The organism is Duganella sp. 1224 (assembly GCF_013408245.1).
Classification (GTDB): Bacteria; Pseudomonadota; Gammaproteobacteria; order Burkholderiales; family Burkholderiaceae_D; genus Rugamonas.
On record NZ_JACBYS010000003.1, the window covers coordinates 325,647 to 341,349 of the forward strand.

At 66.2% G+C, this 15,703-nt stretch carries 15 protein-coding genes; 9 read left to right on the forward strand and 6 right to left on the reverse strand.

The genetic code is table 11. The features are described from left to right. Positions 1-105 precede the first annotated feature (105 nt). On the reverse strand, positions 106-819 hold the full coding sequence (locus FHW58_RS18070) for an ABC transporter substrate-binding protein (protein ID WP_179674538.1): 714 nt from the start codon (positions 817-819) through the stop codon (positions 106-108). Positions 820-928: 109 nt separating this feature from the next. Here FHW58_RS18070 and FHW58_RS18075 point away from each other — a divergent pair, with 109 nt between their 5' ends. Further along, positions 929-1,936, forward strand: a complete 1,008-nt coding sequence (locus FHW58_RS18075; RefSeq protein WP_179674539.1) for an LLM class flavin-dependent oxidoreductase — start codon at positions 929-931, stop codon at positions 1,934-1,936. A gap of 111 nt (positions 1,937-2,047) precedes the next feature. Next, the gene (locus FHW58_RS18080; RefSeq protein WP_179674644.1) at positions 2,048-3,199 is read left to right on the forward strand and encodes an MFS transporter; all 1,152 of its coding nucleotides are present in this window, start codon (positions 2,048-2,050) and stop codon (positions 3,197-3,199) included. Positions 3,200-3,316: 117 nt separating this feature from the next. Here FHW58_RS18080 and FHW58_RS18085 read toward each other — a convergent pair whose 3' ends face one another. Next, positions 3,317-4,933 carry a M28 family peptidase gene (locus FHW58_RS18085; protein ID WP_179674540.1) on the reverse strand — a complete coding sequence of 539 codons (1,617 nt, stop codon included), beginning with the start codon at positions 4,931-4,933 and terminating at the stop codon, positions 3,317-3,319. 126 nt (positions 4,934-5,059) lie between these two features. On the opposite strand from FHW58_RS18085, the gene gluQRS reads away from it, so the two are divergent. After that, positions 5,060-5,971 (forward strand): tRNA glutamyl-Q(34) synthetase GluQRS, encoded by a 912-nt coding sequence (gluQRS, locus tag FHW58_RS18090; RefSeq protein WP_179674541.1) that lies wholly within the window; start codon positions 5,060-5,062, stop codon positions 5,969-5,971. A 42-nt stretch (positions 5,972-6,013) separates the two neighbouring features. Continuing rightward, the gene (locus FHW58_RS18095; protein ID WP_179674542.1) at positions 6,014-7,510 is read left to right on the forward strand and encodes a CYTH and CHAD domain-containing protein; all 1,497 of its coding nucleotides are present in this window, start codon (positions 6,014-6,016) and stop codon (positions 7,508-7,510) included. Here FHW58_RS18095 and FHW58_RS18100 read toward each other — a convergent pair whose 3' ends face one another. The 3 genes from FHW58_RS18100 to FHW58_RS18110 all read right to left on the reverse strand — a co-directional run bounded on the left by FHW58_RS18100 (position 7,511) and on the right by FHW58_RS18110 (position 9,587). Then, a complete protein-coding gene (locus FHW58_RS18100) occupies positions 7,511-7,897 on the reverse strand; it encodes a hypothetical protein (RefSeq protein WP_179674543.1) in 387 nt (128 codons plus the stop codon). A 36-nt stretch (positions 7,898-7,933) separates the two neighbouring features. Beyond that, positions 7,934-8,530 (reverse strand): LysE family translocator, encoded by a 597-nt coding sequence (locus FHW58_RS18105; protein ID WP_179674544.1) that lies wholly within the window; start codon positions 8,528-8,530, stop codon positions 7,934-7,936. A 100-nt stretch (positions 8,531-8,630) separates the two neighbouring features. Beyond that, a complete protein-coding gene (locus FHW58_RS18110; RefSeq protein ID WP_179674545.1) occupies positions 8,631-9,587 on the reverse strand; it encodes a LysR substrate-binding domain-containing protein in 957 nt (318 codons plus the stop codon). Between the two features lie 98 nt (positions 9,588-9,685). Between FHW58_RS18110 and FHW58_RS18115 the strand changes: the two genes are divergently transcribed. The 5 genes from FHW58_RS18115 to FHW58_RS18135 are packed head-to-tail and all read left to right on the forward strand — an operon-like array spanning position 9,686 to position 14,873. Beyond that, positions 9,686-10,396: an HAD family hydrolase gene (locus tag FHW58_RS18115; protein ID WP_179674546.1), complete on the forward strand. Its 711-nt coding sequence runs from the start codon at positions 9,686-9,688 to the stop codon at positions 10,394-10,396. 54 nt (positions 10,397-10,450) lie between these two features. Next, entirely contained in the window at positions 10,451-11,986 is a 1,536-nt protein-coding gene (locus tag FHW58_RS18120; protein WP_229265391.1) for a hypothetical protein, read from the forward strand. Further along, positions 11,983-12,519, forward strand: coding sequence for a DinB family protein (locus tag FHW58_RS18125; RefSeq protein WP_179674547.1), 537 nt, complete (start codon positions 11,983-11,985; stop codon positions 12,517-12,519). Before FHW58_RS18120 ends, FHW58_RS18125 begins: the two co-directional genes overlap by 4 nt. Then, positions 12,516-13,517, forward strand: coding sequence for a 2-hydroxyacid dehydrogenase (locus FHW58_RS18130; protein WP_179674548.1), 1,002 nt, complete (start codon positions 12,516-12,518; stop codon positions 13,515-13,517). Before FHW58_RS18125 ends, FHW58_RS18130 begins: the two co-directional genes overlap by 4 nt. Before the next feature lie 15 nt (positions 13,518-13,532). Next, on the forward strand, positions 13,533-14,873 hold the full coding sequence (locus FHW58_RS18135; RefSeq protein WP_179674549.1) for a DUF3422 family protein: 1,341 nt from the start codon (positions 13,533-13,535) through the stop codon (positions 14,871-14,873). Here FHW58_RS18135 and FHW58_RS18140 read toward each other — a convergent pair. After that, on the reverse strand, positions 14,863-15,696 hold the full coding sequence (locus FHW58_RS18140) for an alpha/beta hydrolase (protein WP_179674550.1): 834 nt from the start codon (positions 15,694-15,696) through the stop codon (positions 14,863-14,865). The genes FHW58_RS18135 and FHW58_RS18140 overlap by 11 nt on opposite strands. Positions 15,697-15,703: the final 7 nt, after the last annotated feature.

Sequence of the window (15,703 nt, forward strand, 5' to 3'; positions counted from 1 at the left end):
TTGGAATAAAAGAGAATAAGGGCGAGCGCCTTATGTATTCCAATGTTAAGTCAGCAGCGAGCGCTTCAAGAAACTTTTTTTAAAGACCGTCGGCAAAATAAAACATTATTTAAGGCGATTTTGATAATTACTGATTATTTTGCTCACACTTCCATCCCTCACCATCGCATCAATGGCTTTATTCACATCTTCCACGCCCACCTGCCCTTTGGGAGAGACGGCGCATTGGGATTTATATTTTTTCACCACCAGCGGCGGATAAACCGATAGTTTCTCGCCAACCTTGAGATAATAATTAAGGGTATTTTGCTGGGTAATCGCATGATGCAAACGCCCGGCCGCCAATTTACGCAAATTAGCCGATGACGAATGGCCATCATCTCGAATAAACTGTTTTCCTAACGCGTGGTCGAATTCGGGATAGTAATATCCCAAGACCGTGGCAATTGGCTGGCCGGCCACGTCCCGCAAGCTGCGCGGCTGCGGCACGGTGGTATCGGTGACCAGCACCTCGGCGACCGGGAAAAAGCCGCGCGACCAGCGCGACGCGCCCGGCAGCCACGGCGGCAGATACAGGCAGATCAGATCGGCCTGGCCAGATTCCAGCGCCATGGCGATACGCTTGCGCGGCAGCAGCAGGAAGCGCGCCTCGCGCCCCAGCCTGGCGGCCAGCGCATCGCCGATGTCCTTGTGAAAACCTTCGGTCAGCTGGTTGTCCCGGAAACTGGCCATCGGCATCTCGGTGCCGTTATCGACCGCCACCACCAGCGGCGGCAAGGGCGCGGCGGCGGACGCCACCATCACGCTGAACGCTATCAAGGCGTGGCCTGCACGCTTGGCCCAATCTGTGTATGCTTGTCTATCCATTTCGAAAGAATTATACCCACACACTTTCAATGGGATTGTCATTAGCCAAGAGATTACACCCATGATTCCATTTTCGATACTCGACCTGTCCCCGATCGCCGAAGGCAGCAATGCCAGCGCCTCGTTCCGCCACACGCTGGACCTGGCGCAGCACGGCGAACGCTGGGGCTACAACCGCTACTGGCTGGCCGAGCACCACGGCATGCCCGGCATCGCCAGCGCGGCCACGGCCGTCGTGATGGCCCACGTGGCCGGCGGCACCAAGACCATCCGCGTCGGCGCCGGCGGCATCATGCTGCCCAACCACGCGCCGCTGGTCATCGCCGAGCAGTTCGGCACGCTGGAAGCGCTGTTCCCCGGCCGCATCGACCTCGGCCTGGGTCGCGCGCCCGGCTCCGACCAGACCACCGCGCGGGCCCTGCGCCGCAACCTGGACAGCGACGCCGACGCCTTCCCGCAGGACGTGCTGGAACTGCAGGACTACATGTCCGACAACCCGCGCCAGCGCGTGCTGGCCGTGCCCGGCAAAGGCGCCAAGGTGCCGATGTGGATACTCGGCTCCAGCACCTTCGGTGCGCAACTGGCCGCGCACCTCGGCCTGCCGTTCGCCTTCGCCTCGCACTTCGCGCCGCAGATGATGCAGCAGGCGATGGCGCTGTACCGTGCCAACTTCCAGCCATCGGCGCAACTGGCCAAGCCTTACGTCATGCTGGGCTTTAACGTGTTCGCCGCCGACACCGATGAAGAAGCGCACTTCCGCGCGACCTCGATGCAGCAGGCTTTCGTCAACCTGCGCACCGGCCGGCCGTCGCAACTGCCGCCGCCCAAAGCCGGCTACCTCGACACGCTGGGCCTGCCCGAGCGCGCGATGCTGGACTCGGTGCTATCGTGCACGGCGATCGGCTCGCCGGCCACGGTCAGCCGCCAGTTGCAGGATTTCATCGCCCGCACCGGCGCCGACGAACTGATGATCACGTCGCAGATCTACGAGCACGCGCAGCGCTTGCGCTCGTACGAAATCACCGCCGACGTGCGGCAGACGTTGGCACGCCAACAAGCCGGCCTGTAAAACCAGCCCACGCTCAGCAGGAAATTGCCGAGGCCGTTAGAATGACCGCCTCTCAAATTTCCGGAGCCTGACGTGAGCCAGTCCCACGCCCATCAAGACCTTTCTCCCGGCATGGTCTGGCTGTTCGCGATTGCGACCGGCCTGATCGTCGCCAACCTGTACTACGCCCAGACGCTGATCGGCCCGATCAGCCGCGCCACCGGCCTCGATCCCGGCGCGGCCGGCCTGATCGTCACGCTGACGCAGATCGGCTACTGCCTCGGCCTGCTGTTCATCGTGCCGCTGGGCGACCTGCTGGAAAACCGCCGGCTGATCGTCATCGCCCTGCTGACGACCTCGGTGGCGCTGCTGGCGGCGTCGATGACCAGCAGTGGCCACCTGTTCCTGTTTGCCGCGCTGTGCATCGGCCTCGGCTCGGTGGCGGCGCAGATTGTGGTGCCGTTCGCGGCGCACCTGTCCAAGCCCGAAACGCGCGGCAAGACCGTCGGCAAGGTCATGAGCGGCCTGCTGATGGGCATCATGCTGGCGCGGCCGGTCGCCAGCCTGGTGGCCGATGCGCTGGGCTGGCATGCGATCTTCGTGCTGTCGGCGGTGACCACGGCGGCGCTGGCCTTCCTGCTGCGCGCCAGGCTGCCGCAGCGTCAGCCGCATGGCGGCATGCACTACTTTGCGCTGCTGGGATCGATGTGGCACCTGCTGAAGACCACGCCGGTGCTGCGCCGCCGGGCGGCGTACCAGGCCTGCATGTTTGGCGCATTCAGCCTGTTCTGGACCTGCGTGTCGCTGGAGTTGACCGGGCCGTATTTCCAGATCAGCCAGACCGGGGTGGCGATCTTTGCGCTGGTGGGCGTGGCGGGGGCGATCGCGTCGCCGATCGCCGGCCACCGCGCGGATCAGGGCAAGAGCCGCTCGACCACGTTTGTGGCCTTGAGCCTGGGCGTGCTGGCGTTTGCGATGCCGCTGGTGATCCGCAGCAGCCGGCTGGTGGATCTGGGTGTGCTGGTGCTGACGTCGATTATTCTGGACATGGGCGTGTCGGCCAACCTGGTGACGGGACAGCGGGCGATCTTTGCGTTGCCGCCGGAGATACGCAGCCGCTTGAACGGGCTGTACATGGCGCTGTTCTTCATGGGCGGCGCGGTGGGATCGTCGCTGGGCGGCTGGATGTTTGCCGCGCATGGGTGGACGGGGGTGCTGTGGACAGGACTCGCGTTTCCGCTGATCGCGCTGTGTGTGTTTGCCACTGAACCCCGCAAGGCGTAGGGTCAGACCCCGTACGGGGTCTGACCCTTGGGGGGCGATGCGGGTTAAAGGGGTTAATGCCTCCGGCGACTCGCCGCGTTTCAGGCCGCCGGCTGCGCTCCGCCGCTCCCCCGGCGTTTAGTTGCGCGGCACGGCGAAGGCGTCGCCGGCTTTCCATTCCGGCAGCTTGGCGCCATTGGCGATCAGGCGGCCGAGGTTGAGCGTGTACTGCGCGGTTTGCACCATGCCCGACAAATCCCAGCTCGGGTCATACTCATCGCTGACCTGGTGGTAGCGCTTGCCGTAGGCCTGGGCCTTGGCTTTCGCCGCTTCCGGGTCCTTGATGTAGTCGCGGCCCGATTCGATCGAGAATGCCGGCACGCCGTTCTTGGCGAAGTTGAAGTGGTCGCTGCGGAAGTAGCCGCCCGCCAGGTCCGGCTTGGCTTCCGCAATCTTCAGGCCCATCGACTTGGCGGCCGTCTCGGCCAGCTTGCCCAGCTCGGTGCGCTCGCTGCCCTGGGTGCCGATGTCGCGCGTGGCGCCGACAAAGTTCAGACTGTCCAGGTTGAGGTTGGCGGCCGTCTTTGCCAGCGGCCACAGCGGCGAGGCGGCGTAGGCGGCGCTGCCCAGCAGCCCCTGCTCTTCCGCCGCCACCCACAGGAACATCTGGCTGCGCTTGGCCGGCACGCGCTTGGCCTCGGCCGCCATCGCCAGCAGCGCCGCCGAGCCGGAGGCGTTGTCGACCGCGCCGTTGAAGATGGTATCGCCGCTGTCGCCCTGCTTGCCGAGGTGGTCCCAGTGCGCGCTGTAGATGACCACTTCATCCTTCAGCTTGGGATCGGTGCCCGGCACCACGGCCGCCACGTTGAATTGCTCGACCTTGCGCACGGCCGCCTTCATCTCGCCGTTCAGCTTGGCGGACAACGGCACGGGCTTGAAGTCCTTCTTCTCGGCGGCGGCGCGCAGCGCGTCCAGGTCCTGTCCGGCGGCGGTGAACAGCGCGCGCGCCGTGTCTTCCGTCATCCAGCCCTGCAGTTGCGTGCCCAGCGTGCCGGCCGCCAGCTGGAAGCGCTCCACGCCCGACCAACTGTTCTGGATCACGCTCCAGCCGTACGACGCGGTCGGCGTGGTGTGGATCAGCAGCACGCCGGCCGCGCCCTGGCGCTGCGCCTCTTCAAACTTGTAGGTCCAGCGGCCGTAGTAGGTCAGGCCCTTGCCATTGAAACGGTTGGGCTGCTCGGCGGTCGGCTGCGGGTCGTTGACCATCATGACCAGGACCTTGCCTTTCAGGTCCATGCCCTTGTAATCATTCCACTGCTCGTCCGGCGCGGTGATGCCGTAGCCGACGAACACCAGGTCGGCGTTGAAGCTGTGCGCGGCGGTGGCGTCGCCCGGCGCGAACACCCAGTCCTTGCCAAACGCGATGTCCAGCGGCTTGCCGCCGGCTTCCAGCTTCAGCGTGCTCTCGGCCGGCTGCGTCTTGACGCCGGCGATCAGCACCGGCTGGCGGAAGCTGTTGCCATTGCCCGGCTTGAGGCCCAGCGCCATGGCCTGCGTTTCCAGATACGCCACCGTCAGGTCGCCGCCGCGCTGGCCGGTGCCGCGGCCTTCCAGCAGGTCGCTGGCGAGGAACTGCAGATGCGCGCGCAGCGGCGCTTCCTGCACGACGGCGCTCTTGCCGGCGTCGGCGGCGTGGACGGGGAATGCCAGCGCCAGGCTCATGGCCAGCGCGGATGCTACAAAGGAGGTCTTCATTGTTGTGATGTCCTGAGTCAGTGGAGGTGCGTTTTTCCGCGCGCACATTGTATGCGATTTGCCGGCGTCGCCGGCCGCCATCCATGGCGCAGCGCAGCACGGCGGCGGCCGCGTTAAAATGGCGGCATGACTGCACGCACTCCCTACATTGGCCGCTTCGCGCCCTCGCCCACCGGTCCCCTGCATTTCGGCTCGCTGGTCGCCGCCATGGCCAGTTATCTGGACGCCAAGGCCCACCACGGACTATGGCTGGTGCGCATCGAGGACGTGGACGGCGCGCGCAACGTGGCCGGCGCCGATGAGCATATCCTCGCGTCGCTGCAGCGCTGCGGCATGCATTGGGATGGCGACGTCACCTGGCAAACCCAACGCTATCCGCTGTACGAGCGGGCGCTGGCACAACTGGGCGATCTGGTCTATCCCTGCGGCTGCTCGCGCAGGGAAATCGCCGATTCGCAGATCAATCACGTCGGCCATCACACGCAGGCGCTGGTGTATCCCGGCATCTGCCGCGACGGCCTGGCGCCGGGCAAGGTCGGCCGCGCGCTGCGTGTTAAGGTGCCGCTGGCGCCGCATTGCGTGCTGTCCTTCGACGACCGCTGGGCCGGCCGCTACAGCCAGGACCTGACCGCCGACGTCGGCGACTTCATCATCCGCCGCGCCGACGGCTACTGGGCCTATCAACTGGCGGTGGTGGTCGATGACGGCGCGCAAGGCATCACCGACATCGTGCGCGGCGCCGACCTGCTCGACTCGACGCCGCGCCAGTTGTACTTGCAGCAGGTGCTAGGGCTGCCGCAGCCGAGCTATCTGCACGTGCCGGTGGTGGTCAACGCGGCCGGCGACAAGATGTCCAAGCAAACCGGCGCGCAAGCGTTCGACACCGGCGCCGATCCGCTGGTCCTGCTGCGCGAGGCCATGCTGCCGGCCGCGCGCTTCCTCGGTCTGGAGATACAGGCGGAAACGATCGATGCTTTCTGGCGCGCCGCCACGCCTGCCTGGGCGCAACTTCTGCAGACGCTGCCGCGCCAGGCGTGAAGCCGTGCGCCGCGCGATCGCACTTTTCCCTACACTGATCCAATGGAAGTCGAACTCAAACTGCTGCTGGCGCCGGAACACAACGCGCTAGTCCTGCAACATCCGCTGCTTGGCGCGCCGGTGGGCGTGCAGCACCTGGCGGCGCGCTATTTCGATACGCCGGACCTGCATCTGCTGCGCCACGGCGCCGGCCTGCGCGTGCGCAAGGTCGACGGCGACTGGGTGCAGACCATGAAGGCCGGCGGCAGCGTCCAGAGCGGCCTGCACAGCCGTAATGAATGGGAAGGCGTCGTCGACCGTTCGTGGCCGCGTCTCGGCCAGCTGCGCAAGCTGATCGGCGACGACCAACACTGGCTGTCCGTGCTGGACGCGCCGCATCTGAAGGAGCGGCTGGAGCCGCTGTTTCTGGTCGACGTGCAACGCCATCTGTGGCATGTGGAGGTCGATGGCAACAGTATCGAGGTGGCGCTGGACGTCGGCCATATCGAGCGCGGCAGCCACCGCGTGCCGGTCAACGAACTGGAACTGGAACTGAAGGACGGCGATCCCGCCGGCCTGTACGCGTTTGCGCTGCAACTGCTGGAGGATGTGCCGCTGCGCATCAGCAATATCAACAAGGCGCAGCGCGGCTACATGCTGGTGCGCGAAACCGGCCACGCGCCGTTCCGCGCGCAGGCGCTGGACCTGGCGCCGGATGCCACGCTGGCCGAGGCGCTGCCGGCGGTGCTGGGCAACTGCCTGGAACATATCCAGCGCAACGAGGTGGCCGTGATCGAAGGCCATGATCCCGAAACGCTGCACCAGATGCGCGTGGGTGTGCGCCGCCTGCGCTCGGCCTTGAAGCTGTTCGAGTCGGCGGCCCCCTGCCCGCCCGCGCTGCTGGAGGACATCAACTGGCTGGGCACGGAGCTGGGCGCGGCGCGCGACTGGGATGTGCTGCTGTCGTCCACGCTGCCGCGCGTGGACAACGCACCGGCCGGCGCCCACGGCCTGCTGGAACTGAACGCGCTGGCGCAACAAACCGCGCAAGCCAAACGCGGCGAGGCGGCGCAAGCCCTGCTGTCGCCGCGCTACACCAAGCTGATGCTGACGCTGGGATCATGGATGCTGCAAACCGCGCCGCTGCTGAATGGCTCGGCCGCGCGCTTCTCGCGCCAGACCATGCAGCATCTGCACAAGTCGCTCCTCAAGCGCGCCGCCCGCATGAGCGAGGACGACGCGGCCAGTGCCCACCGCACGCGCATCGCCGCCAAGCGAGGCCGCTACGCGCTGGAGTTCTTCCACGCGCTGTACCGCTCGAAGGGCACGCGCGCCTATCTGAAGGCGCTGGCCGCCACGCAGGAAGAACTGGGACAGCACAACGATGTGGTGGTGGGCGTGCGGCTGCTGCAGGAGTTGGCGCAACAGGAGCCGCATGCCGCCGGCACCATCCAGTTCGCGCGCGGCTATCTGCTGGCGCAGCAAGCCATGCGGCCGGCGGACCTGGACGCGATACGCGGCCGCCTGCACGCACTGCGGCTGCCGCACGCCCGGCATTGATCAGCGGCGCGCCGGCTTGGACGTGACCGTCCAGCTCAACACCGCCTTGCACTTGGCCTGCTGCACGGCGGCCAGCACGTCGTCCGCCTCGCTGCTGGCCTGGGCGTATTCCTTCTGGCCGGAGATCTTGAAGTGCAGCGTGGGAATGGCCGAACTGGCAGTCCGGGACAGGGTGGGCGCGAAACCGTGGTCGGCGAGGATCTGGCGGCAGGGGTTCATGCCGGTCAGCTCCTCCCCTTCCAGGTCGATGGCGAAGATCCAGCTTTCCACGTAGCCGCGCGCGGCACGCTCCGGTTCCGGCAGCATCAGGTTGGACGGCAGGGTGGCGGCGCCGGCGGCGGCAGCCAGCAAGGTGGCGCTCAAGGCCAGCGCAATTCGACGATACATGGGCATTCCCTAAAAATCCGGTAAAGCGCTATGGTATCAGGCGAGCAGCGGATACAGCGTGGCCACCAGCGCCAGCGCCATGACGATGTTGAAGATACGCACCGAGCGCGGATCCTGCAGCACCCGCCGCATGGCGACGCCGAACATCGCCCAGCAGCCCACGCACAGGGTGCCGATCACGCCAAACACGCCCGCCAGCAGCGCGGCATCGCCGACGCCAAAGCCCTGCGGCAGATAGGTGGTCAGCGCGGTAAGCGACATCACCCAGGCCTTCGGGTTAATCCACTGGAAGGCGGCGGCGCCCCAGAATCCCATCGGCCGGGACAACGCGGCCTGCTCGGCGCTCATCGGCGCCGCGTGCGCCAGCTTCCACGCCAGCCAAAGCAGGTAGAGGGCGCCGCCGTATTTGAGCACGATCTGCAGCACCGGTACCTGCTCGAACACCACGTGCAGTCCCAGCCCCGTGGCAAAAATCATGAACGAGAAGCCGCAGGTAATGCCGAACAGGTGCGGCAGCGAACGCACAAAGCCGTAATTCAGGCCGGAAGCCAGCATCATGGTGTTGTTCGGGCCGGGCGTGATGGAGCTGATGGCGGCAAAGGTGCACAGTGGCAGCAGCAGTTCGGGCGACATGATTAATCCGTTCGTGAGGTGTGCTTGCATTGTACGGCCAAGTGTACTGGTGCAGACCTATACACTTCAGCAAACAGCTGCCACCACTGTATAGGTAGCTTTACCGGTACGCGTTGGAGCGCTTGCGCAATTGCTTGTAGAAGCTCTCCAGCTCCCGGTGCACGAGCTCTTGGCCATTCTCGATGACGAAGTCCTGGAACGAGGCCGCCACCTTGGGAATCGGCTGATCGGTCAGGTGCATGATCTGCCAGTCCGCCTCCACCGGGTTGCGCGCCATCGGCAGCATGGCCAGCAGGCCGGTTTCAAATTCCAGCCCGCAGGCGTGCACCGACAAGAATCCCACGCCCAGGCCGGCCGATACCATGCGCTTGATGGCCTCGTTGCTCGACACCTCGGAGCCGAATTCCGCCGCGTGCCCCTCCTCGCGCAGCAGTTTTTCCACCGCCGTGCGCGTGCCCGAGCCACGCTCGCGCACCAGCAGGTTGGCCGCCAGTACATCGTTGAGCGTGATCTTTTTCTTCTTCATCAGCGGGTGCGACGGGCTGGCCACGAACGCCATCGGATGGCGTGCGAAGCGGGCGGCGTTGGTGCGCAGTTCACGCGGCGGCGTGCCCATGATGGCCAGCTCGATCTCGTGCCGCGCCAGCATGTTGATGATCTCCGTGCGGTTGCCTACCTGGAGCTTGAGCCGCACGTCCGGCCGCTTGAGCGTGAACGGCACCAGCAGCGGCGGCAGCAGGTGCTCGGCCGTGGTCACCGCGCCGATGCGCAGCGTGCCGGAGGTGACGCCCTGCAGCGCCGCCAGTTCATCGGTGGCCTGCTCCCACAAGCGGAGGATGCGCTCGGAGAATTCGGCCATCACCTCGCCGGCCGCCGTCAGCTGGATATTGCGGCCCACCTTGCGCGTGAGCGGCATGCCGGCGATCTCCTCCAGCGTGCGCAGCTGCAGCGACACGGCCGGCTGCGTCAGGTGCATGGCGTCCGCCGCGCGCGACACGCTCTCGTGGCGGGCGACCAGCACCAGCGACTGCAATTGCCGAAAACTGGCGTGATACATAAGTGATCCTTATTGATTATCCAAAATCTTTAATTTTTCTTTTGTGGATTCTACCCCTATATTCCACACTTGACTGACATCGATTAAGGGAGAGTGACATGAGCATCGACGTGATCTTCCTGGGCCTGGACGGCGTGCTGTTCGATACCGAGGCCCTGCATCTGGCAGCCTGCAACGCGGCATTCGCCAACGCCGGCCTGTCGATCCGCTGGACCCTGCCGGCGCTGCGCGCCGCCGCCGCCAACCACGGCTACGCCCGCGCCCTCGCCGCCGCCGTCGCCACGCCGGCCCTGGCACGCGAAAAACAGCGCGTGGCCGAACTCTTTGAAGACAAGCACCGCCACTTCCATCAGGCCATCCTGATGCGCCCACCGCAGGCGCAAGCCGCCGCGCTGGCGCTGATCGAGGACGCCACCGCCGCCGGCTGCAAGATCTGCATCCTGACCGACCTGCCGGCGCCCGCCACCTCGGCGCTGCTGGAGCGCTATTTCGGCGCCGACGTCACCAGCTTGTTCAGCGTGGTCGCCGGCGGCGCCAGCTTCGACGGCCCCGCCGGCACCGGCCCGCATGCCCGCGCGCTGCACGCCATGGGCGTACAGGCCCGCGACGCCATCGCCATCGACACCGCCGTGCCGGCCCTGCGCGCCGCCGCCGATGCCGGCTTGTGGACCGTCTCGGTGGCGCCGTATGGCACGGACGTGGTGCGCCCGCGCCAGTTCATCACCTTCGACGCCCTGCATGACCTGCAGGCCAGCCCATACACGCCGGACCAGCAGCGGCCCGCGCCGGGACTGCACAAGGCGGCCTGATCGCCCCCTCTTTCCGGAGGCTACAACGCTGCCAAACCGGCCTATAATCAGGTTATGACAACGATTACCTCCCTCAATCGGACCACCACCACGCCGGCCATGCCCGCCATGCCGGCGGCCGGCGGTGCATCCGCCTCCCCTGCCGGCGGCGTGGCAGCCTCGCCGGCTACCGTGGTGTCCATCGGCGCGGCCACGCCGGCGCTGTCGGCCAACACCGCGCTGTTGTGGGAGAACCGCACCCGCAGCGGCTCGGCCGCGCTGATGGCACAGAACATCGCCAACCAGCCACTGGCCGGCCGCCTCAAAGGCCTGGGCGGCGAGCTGCTGAAACAGATCGCCTACGACGGCGCCGACTTCTCGCAAAGCGTGCAGCTGGCACCGGAAGGCGCACAGGCCAACACCTACGACATGCTGGTGGCGCCATCGCAGGTGTCGCGGCATGGCATGGGCGACAACCAGTTTGCGCTCGACATCACCACCCGCAGCGGCGTCAAGGTCACGCTGAAGCTGGACGCCGGCGACAACAGCATCGCCGTCGAGGCCAAGGCGGACGGCGAACTGACCGAGACCGAGCGCAAGGCGCTGGGCAAGCTGTCGGACGCCTTCCAGAAGGCGATCGACGGCCTGACCGAAGATCCGCCCCACATCGACCTGGCTGGCCTGACGCAGTTCGACAGCGGCGCACTGGCCTCGGTGGACCTCAAGGGCCAGGTCAAGCTCAACGCCAAGGACACGCAAACGCTGGCCTTCCACGCCGACAGCACCCAGCGCACCCTGAGCTTCAACGGTCCGGCCGGCAGCGCCAGCATCGGCGTGGACCTGAGCGAGCCGCGCACCTGGGGCGGCAAGGCGCAGCAGGCCACGGCGCTGAAGAACTATCTGGATCAGGTGGAGCAGGCCGGCGTGCGCGGGCGCGGCAACCGCGACATGATCGGCATGTTCAAGGACGCCTTCACCGGCATGAACGCCGACTATGGCACACCGCCGGCCGCCTCGCCGATGAGCATCGCGCTGACCGACCAGGACCACGCCATGACCACCGGCCTGGCCGACTTCAACGCCTCGTTCTCGCAGACCGAGGTGCAATCCAATCCCATGCGGCCCTCGGAAAAAGACACCTTCGCCTATGATCTGTCGCAGAAGACCAGCATCAGCGGCACGTCGCAACTGGATCGCGGCATCTCGCAACAGCAGCAGGCTCACCTGAAGGCGCGCTATCACGCGCCGGTCAAGGAAGGCGCGCGGCTGGCGCTCGACCTGACGAAGGAATCGCAGAACTACAAGTACATCACCATCGACGACTCGGCCAGCAGCACCACGGACATCGGCTACGACAAGGGCGTGCTGGCCAAGGCCACGCTGGAAACCCAGGCGCACCAGTCGATGCGCGTGCTGCAATACACGCTGGGCAAGCTGCAAAGCGACCACACCACGCCGTCCGGCCGCTCGGTGAAACGCGACCTGCTGGACACGCTGGAGCCGGAACGCGCCGGCCTGCCCCGCCTGTCCGATGCCGAACGCGCGCAGGTGCTGGCAAAACTGAACCAGCAGATTTTCCTGCAATCCGATCCTGGCCTGATTCCTGCATGACGACGCCCGCCCACTTCGCCCTGCTGGCCCGCTACAACGCCGGGATGAACCAGCAACTGTACGACGCCGCGGCGCGCCTGACGGCGGGCGAATTCACGGCCGACCGCAAGGCCTTCTTCGGCTCACTGGCCGGCACGCTGAATCACCTGCTGGCGGCCGACACCATCTGGCTCAAGCGATTCAGCACGCATCCGGCGCAGTTCCCCGCGCTGCTGGCGGCGCGTGACCTGCCGCAGCCCGCCGGCCTCACGCACAGTTTCGGCGACGACCTGGCCACGCTGCGCGCCCACCGGGAAAAACTGGACGCCATCATCAGCGCCTGGGTGCCGCAGATCACGGCCGCCGACCTGGCGCAGACGTTCGAATACCGCAGCATGCGCGGCGACGCCTACCGCAAGGAGTTCGGCCTGGTGCTGCTGCACTTCTTCAATCACCAGACCCACCATCGCGGCCAGGCCAGCACCTTGATGACGCAAGCCGGCGTTGATATCGGCGTCACCGACCTGCTGCTGTGGGTGCCGGAGCTGCCATGAAAATCGCCGTCTACAGCGCCCAACCATACGACCGCCGCTTCCTCGACGAGGCGCGCGCCGCGCTGCCCGCGCCAGGTGTGGAGGCGGTGTACTTCTCCGACCGGCTGGAACTGGATACGGTGCCGCTGGCGCAGGGCTGCCAGGCGGTGTGCGTGTTCGTCAACGACCTGCTGGACGCGCCGGTGCTGGAAGCGCTGCACGCGCTGGGCGTGCGCGCCGTGCTGCTGCGCTGCGCCGGCTTTAACAACGTCGACCTGCGCGCCGGCGCGCGGCTAGACCTGTTCATGGCGCGCGTGCCGGCCTACGCGCCGGAAGCGGTGGCCGAACACGCACTGGCGCTGGTGATGACGCTCAACCGCCGCACGCACCGCGCCTACGCGCGCGTCCGCGAAGGCAATTTCGCGCTGGACGGCCTGCTGGGCATGACGCTGCACGGCAAGACCGTCGGCATCATCGGCGCCGGGCAGATCGGCGCGGCCGCCGCCCGCATCTTCCACGGCATGGGCTGCAAGGTGTTGGTCAGCGATCCGGCGCCAACGCCGCAACTGGACGGCGTGGCGGAGCGCACCTCGCTGGACGATCTGCTGGCGCGCTCGGACGTGGTATCCCTGCATTGCCCGCTGATGGACGCCACCCGTCACATGATCAACGCCGCCAGCCTGGCGCGCATGAAGCGCGGCGCCATGCTGGTCAACACCTCGCGCGGCGGCTTGATCGACACCGCCGCCGTGATCGAGGCGCTGAAATCCTGCCAGCTCGGCGCGCTGGCCATCGACGTCTATGAACAGGAAAGCACCCTCTTCTTCCAGGATCACTCCAGCGACATCATCGCCGACGACGTGTTCCAGCGGCTCATGACCTTCCCCAACGTGCTGGTCACCGGACACCAGGGCTTCTTTACCATCGAAGCCATGCGCGAAATCGCCGCCGTCACCTTTTCCAATCTCGCTTGTCATCTGCGCGGCGCACCTTGCGCCAACGCGCTCCCCACCACTTAGTTCTGAAGGAAGTCCATGTCGCTCGCCTATCGTGCCAACGCCGATTTCGCCAAGCTGAATCACCCGATGCGGGTGCCGCTGTCTGCGGAAATCCATTCGCGCCCGTTCCTGCAATTGCAGGCGCCGGAAAGCCTGACCCATTTTGCGCTGTACCTGCAACAGGACCAGCCCTCGCGCCAGAACCACCGCGCCAGCCAGCACCAGATCCTGGAACAGCTTTGCCTGCACTACGGCGTGGCGACGCCGCACCCGCAGGCGCGCTACTTCTTCCACGATTTCGGGCGCTTCCGCCTCAAGTGGGAATGCCACACCGAGTTTGCCACCTACACCTTTGTCGAACCCGGCGAGCCGGGGCTGGACTGCCGCGCCTCGTTCGAACGCATGCCGCTGCAGCACGTGCCGCAGGAATGGCTGGCGGGGCTGGACGGCAAGATCATCGTCGCCGCCCACGTCCTGCTGTGCAAGGGTGACGATGACGACGGCTTCGCCGACGGCATCCGCGATCTGTTCCAGGGCAAATCGCTGGTGGGCAGCAGCGCCGGCGGCAATGCCGAGGTGTGGACCGATTTCCTGATCCAGCCGGACGGCTTCAGCCGCTTCGTGGTGCGCGACCAGCGCCTGCGCGAGTTCCAGTCCGGCCGTCTGGTCGGGCGCCTGCTGGAAATCGAAACCTACCGCATGATGGCGCTGCTCGGCCTCCCGCAAGCCGAGGCCACGCAACCGGAGCTGAACACCATCGAGAACGAGCTGGCGACGCTGACCGCCACCCTGGTCAACGACGAGGGCAAGGAGGACCAGGACCTGCTGGACCGCATCACCAGCCTGGCCGCGCGCGTGGAGAAAATCTCGGTCAACAACAGCTACCGCTTTGCCGCCTCGCAGGCGTACTTCAACCTGGTGCAGGCGCGCATCCAGGAACTGCGCGAGGTGCGCATGGAAGGCACGCCGACGCTGGCGGAATTCATGGGCCGCCGCCTGGCGCCGGCGATGAACACCTGCACCTCGGTGGCACAGCGGCAGGAGGCGCTGGCCAAGCGTATCGCCCGCAGCAACGACCTGCTGCGCACCCGCGTCGGCATCGAGCAGGAACAGCAAAACCGCAAGATCCTGCAATCGCTGGACGCGCGCGCGGCCCAGCAACTGCGGCTGCAACAGGCGGTGGAAGGCCTGTCGGTGGCGGCCATCTCGTATTACACGCTGGGATTGGTGGGCTACGTCAGCAAAGCACTCAAGGCCGGCAGCCTGCCGGTCAATCCGGAACTGGTGACCGGCATCGCCGTGCCGCTGGTGATCGGCGCCGTGTGGTTAGGCCTGCGCCGCCTGCACCACCAGCTGTCCGGCAGCGCTAAGCACTGAAGCGGCTCGCCAGGAAACTGGCGATGCGCTGCTGGGTCGACTCCAGGTAGGGAATGTTCAGGTGGTCGGAATCGGGCACGATTTCGTCCGCGTGCAGCGTGGCCAGCTTCTGCACCAACTGGTCGGTGTGCGAGTGCGGCACGATGTCATCCACCGCCGCACGCAGCACATAGGCTGGCGCCTTGATCTGGTCGGCGTACTTCACCGACTCGAATTTATGCCGCAGGAAGTAGTCGACCGGCAGCGTCCTGAATTTGCGCTTGGCCAGCGCCAGGATCGAGTCATACGGTGTAATCAGCACGACGGCGTTGGCGTCGCGTTCCTTGGCCACCTGCACCGCCACGCCGGAACCGAGGCTGCGGCCGACGACCGCGATGCGCTTCGGATCGACGTGATGGCGTTCGCTCAGCCAGTCGTACAGCATGCGGCCATCTTCCACGAAGTGTTCTTCCGCCGGGTCGCCATGCGAATCACCGTAGCCGCGGTAGTTCACCGCCAGCACCGCCATGCCGGGGAACAGCTTGCCGGCGTCGCGCGCCACCCACGACACTTCCTCGGAGCGGCCGCCGAAATACACCACGCCCGGATGCGGACCGGCCACCGGGGGCGTCATCAGCCAGCCGGACAAACGCGTGCCATCCTTGGCGCGCACCACGATCGGCCGGGTGCGATGGCCCGAGCTGTATGGCTTCAGCACTTCGCGCTTGCTGCCCAGAGGGTTGAACAGCAGCCGCTTTTGATTGGCGGCCACCGCTGCGGTCAATCCCATCCAGAGCACACTGACGACGCCTGCCAGGCCCGCGACTTTTTTAGAATGATTCATGATTGAT

Bases quoted from the DNA above. Each gene is read 5' to 3' on its own strand.
- FHW58_RS18075 (WP_179674539.1), top strand. From the start codon at position 929: ATGATTCCATTTTCGATACTCGACCTGTCCCCGATCGCCGAAGGCAGC.
- FHW58_RS18080 (WP_179674644.1), top strand. From the start codon at position 2,048: ATGGTCTGGCTGTTCGCGATTGCGACCGGCCTGATCGTCGCCAACCTG.
- FHW58_RS18085 (WP_179674540.1), bottom strand. From the start codon at position 4,933: ATGAAGACCTCCTTTGTAGCATCCGCGCTGGCCATGAGCCTGGCGCTG.
- gluQRS (WP_179674541.1), top strand. From the start codon at position 5,060: ATGACTGCACGCACTCCCTACATTGGCCGCTTCGCGCCCTCGCCCACC.
- FHW58_RS18095 (WP_179674542.1), top strand. From the start codon at position 6,014: ATGGAAGTCGAACTCAAACTGCTGCTGGCGCCGGAACACAACGCGCTA.
- FHW58_RS18100 (WP_179674543.1), bottom strand. From the start codon at position 7,897: ATGTATCGTCGAATTGCGCTGGCCTTGAGCGCCACCTTGCTGGCTGCC.
- FHW58_RS18105 (WP_179674544.1), bottom strand. From the start codon at position 8,530: ATGTCGCCCGAACTGCTGCTGCCACTGTGCACCTTTGCCGCCATCAGC.
- FHW58_RS18110 (WP_179674545.1), bottom strand. From the start codon at position 9,587: ATGTATCACGCCAGTTTTCGGCAATTGCAGTCGCTGGTGCTGGTCGCC.
- FHW58_RS18115 (WP_179674546.1), top strand. From the start codon at position 9,686: ATGAGCATCGACGTGATCTTCCTGGGCCTGGACGGCGTGCTGTTCGAT.
- FHW58_RS18120 (WP_229265391.1), top strand. From the start codon at position 10,451: ATGACAACGATTACCTCCCTCAATCGGACCACCACCACGCCGGCCATG.
- FHW58_RS18125 (WP_179674547.1), top strand. From the start codon at position 11,983: ATGACGACGCCCGCCCACTTCGCCCTGCTGGCCCGCTACAACGCCGGG.
- FHW58_RS18130 (WP_179674548.1), top strand. From the start codon at position 12,516: ATGAAAATCGCCGTCTACAGCGCCCAACCATACGACCGCCGCTTCCTC.
- FHW58_RS18135 (WP_179674549.1), top strand. From the start codon at position 13,533: ATGTCGCTCGCCTATCGTGCCAACGCCGATTTCGCCAAGCTGAATCAC.
- FHW58_RS18140 (WP_179674550.1), bottom strand. From the start codon at position 15,696: ATGAATCATTCTAAAAAAGTCGCGGGCCTGGCAGGCGTCGTCAGTGTG.